2 protein-coding genes are annotated in these 3,067 nt (G+C 61.3%); one reads left to right on the forward strand and one right to left on the reverse strand.

The features are described 5' to 3' along the window. Positions 1–372: 372 nt before the first annotated feature. A complete protein-coding gene (locus WBV42_RS00400) occupies positions 373–1,161 on the forward strand; it encodes an NAD-dependent epimerase/dehydratase family protein (protein ID WP_423984292.1) in 789 nt (262 codons plus the stop codon). A 4-nt stretch (positions 1,162–1,165) separates the two neighbouring features. On the opposite strand, the gene WBV42_RS00405 is transcribed toward WBV42_RS00400, so the two are convergent. Continuing rightward, the coding region (locus WBV42_RS00405; RefSeq protein WP_423984293.1) for a glycoside hydrolase family 15 protein at positions 1,166–3,067 on the reverse strand (1,902 nt) is incomplete at its 5' end.

Genomic DNA, 3,067 nt, shown 5'->3' on the forward strand with positions numbered 1-3,067 from the left:
GTGAATCGCCGTCATTGTTCATTTTCACTGGACGGCAAAGTCTAAGGTGCTCTTTTTCTGTATCTCGTCGTGACCGACGCGGTATATCCGCGCCCATGCAGGGGCAATCGGACAATATCGGGGTTCCTATCCGAGTCACGCAGGTATCCCCTCCGTGAGAGATATGGGATACCGACGTTAAACAATCAGGTAACTCCGAATCCTTCGCTGGATAGGAGTAGCGGTCACGTGGCATGGCCAGCACCTCGTCGGTGTGTAAACCGTAAATCACCCAAACCAGCAAGAACGACTTGTGGGAAGCCTCGCTGTTTACGGCGAGGAGGATGTCACGGCGGCCACCACATATGTCCCGCTGGCCCGTGACCTGTCGATATGGTACGTATTGCGGTTACCGGCGCGTCCGGAAACGTGGGTCGGGAGGTCATCGAAGCGTTCGACGACACTCCACACGAGCTCACCCTCATCACGCGCACGGAACAGGACGACATGGACAGCATCCCGGTCGACGTGACGAATCGAGACGCGTTCGTCGATGCGCTCTCGGACGAGGACGTTCTGATTCACCTCGCGGCGAACCCGTCGCCGTACGCCGAGTGGGACGACCTCACCCCGGTGAACATCCAAGGAACCTACAACGCGTACACGGCGGCGATCGAGAACGGACTCGACCGAGTGGTGTACGCGAGTTCGAACCACGCCATCAACGGCCGGGAAACCGTGGCCCCCGACGAACCGGAAACGATGTACGACGACGCTCCTGCACTGCAACACGACGCGCCACCCCATCCCGATTCGTGGTATGGCGTGACGAAAGTGTCGAGCGAAGCAATCGGCAACCGGTTCGCCTACCAGCACGACATCGAAACGGTGAACCTAAGGATCGGGTGGCTGATGTCACGCGACGAACTGCGCGACTCACAGGAGAACCCCGAGACCGACTATCCCGAGGCGAACGCCCGCTTCGCCCGTGCGATGTGGCTCAGCAAGCCCGACTGTCACAGGGCCCTCCGCGCCGCCGCGCTCTCGGAACTGAAGGAGAACCCGGTCGCGGTCCACGCGATCTCGCGCAACGATGACCGCTGTCTCTCGCTCACGCACACGCTCCGGTCCATCGATTACAAACCGCGGGACGATTCGGCGGAAGTGCTCGACGGGGAGTAGGGAGTTATTCCGTCTCGGCCGTTCGGTCTTCGGCCGTCCGATCGTCACCCGTCCGTGACCCCTGCGGTGACTCGTTCATTCCCATCGATTCGACCGAAAAGTCGTCCCGCTTGGCCTCCGCGATGTAGAGCGCGCTGTTGATGAGGCCGATATGACTGAACGCCTGCGGGTAGTTCCCGAGGAGTTCCTCCCGTTCGACGTCGACCTGTTCCGATAGCAGTTCGACCGAACTCGTGGTTTCCAAGACGTTCTCGAATATCTCCTCGGCACGCTCCACGTCCCCGGATTTGGCGAGCGCGGAGACGAGCCAGAACGAACAGAGGACGAACGCGCCTTCTTTTCCGGGCATTTGGTCGCCGCCTTCCTGATACCGATATACGAACCCGTCAGGCGTCGTGAGGTGTTCCCTGACGGCCTCGATGGTCCCCTGAACTCGCTCGTCGTCAATCGGCAGAAATCCGATCTGCGGGATCAGAAGTCCGGTCGCGTCGATTCGATCGCCATCGAACGTCTGCGTGAAGCTGTCGTACTCCTCGTCGAATCCCCGTTCGATGACCGCGTTCCGTATCTCCTCCCGCTGTTCCCGCCAACTGTCGAGCGGTGCATCGAGCCCTTCCCGCTCGGACAGATCGATGGCACGGTCGAGCGCCGACCAGCACATCACCTTCGAGTAGACGTAGTGGGTCGGTTCCCGCCGCGGTTCCCAAATCCCCGAATCCGGGTCGTCCCACGTCTCACAGACGAACTCGGCGATGTCCCTGACGGCGCTCCAATCCTCATCGACGATTCCCTCGTCCGACCACGCCATCTGGTAAACCGTCTGAACGAGTTCGCCGTAGATGTCCAGTTGGAACTGGCTCGATGCGTCGTTCCCGACTCGGACGGGTTTGGAGCCGCGATAGCCCGCGAGATGGTCGAGCGTCTCCTCTTCGAGGTCCGAACGCTGATCCAGCCCGTACAGCGGTTGGAGGTCCTCGGGATCCATCGAACGGCTCAGTTCCATGTAGTCGTTGAGATACTCGTCGGCCGCCGTCGTGTAGCCGAGATGCGTCAGCGCCTGCACGGTAAAGGCGCTGTCCCGAATCCAGCTGAACCGATAGTCCCAGTTTCGAACCCCACCGATGTTCTCCGGGAGGGAGGTCGTCGGTGCCGCACAGATGCTCCCCGTGTCCATCCGCGTGAGGAGTTTGAGCACGAGCCCGGATCGGATGACGTGGTCGTGGCCGATTTCCTCGAACGGACAGCCAGACTCGCTACAGCTGTGGCTCCAGTCGTGCCAGTAATCGACGGTCTCGTCGAGCAACTCGCGGCAGGAACTCCCTCCCATCGGTTCGTGGCTGTCGTACTGGAACACGTACCAGTGGGTTTCGTTCGCGTCGAGGGAGTACGCCGCGTGGGCCGCACCGTCCTCGATGACCATCGAAGTCGGCGTCGAGAGGAACGCGCTCTCGTCGTCCCCGTCTCCGGTCGCGCGAATCCCGCCGGACGTCGATTCCAGCGTCGTCTCGGAACGGGCGTAATCGAACCGAGGCGCGAACGTCGCTTCCACGTCCACCGTTCCTTCGGTACAGGTCACCTTTCGATAGATCGCCTGGTTCGGGTGCTCATCGGCCACCGCTTCGCCGATTACCGGCATGAAATCGGTGACGGTCAACTCTCCCGACGCCGTCTCGAACGTCGTCTGGAGGACGTTCGTCCGGTCGAAATACTGCTGGTTGGCGTCGTACTCGGTGAGCGGCGCGATGGCGAACTCCCCGCCACGCTCGGCGTCGAGTATCGATCCGAACACGCTCGGGGACTCCATATGGGGGAAACAACACCACTCGACTGCACCGGTCGTGTCCACGAGCGCGCAGGTCTCCAGGTTCCCGATGAGACCGTGTTCCGAAATCGGCGTGAATTCACT

This window comes from Haladaptatus sp. (genome assembly GCF_049589095.1).
In the GTDB taxonomy this organism is placed as follows: domain Archaea; phylum Halobacteriota; class Halobacteria; order Halobacteriales; family Haladaptataceae; genus Haladaptatus.

Excerpts from the sequence above, each read along its gene's own strand:
- WBV42_RS00400 (WP_423984292.1), top strand. The coding sequence starts at position 373 with ATGGTACGTATTGCGGTTACCGGCGCGTCCGGAAACGTGGGTCGGGAG.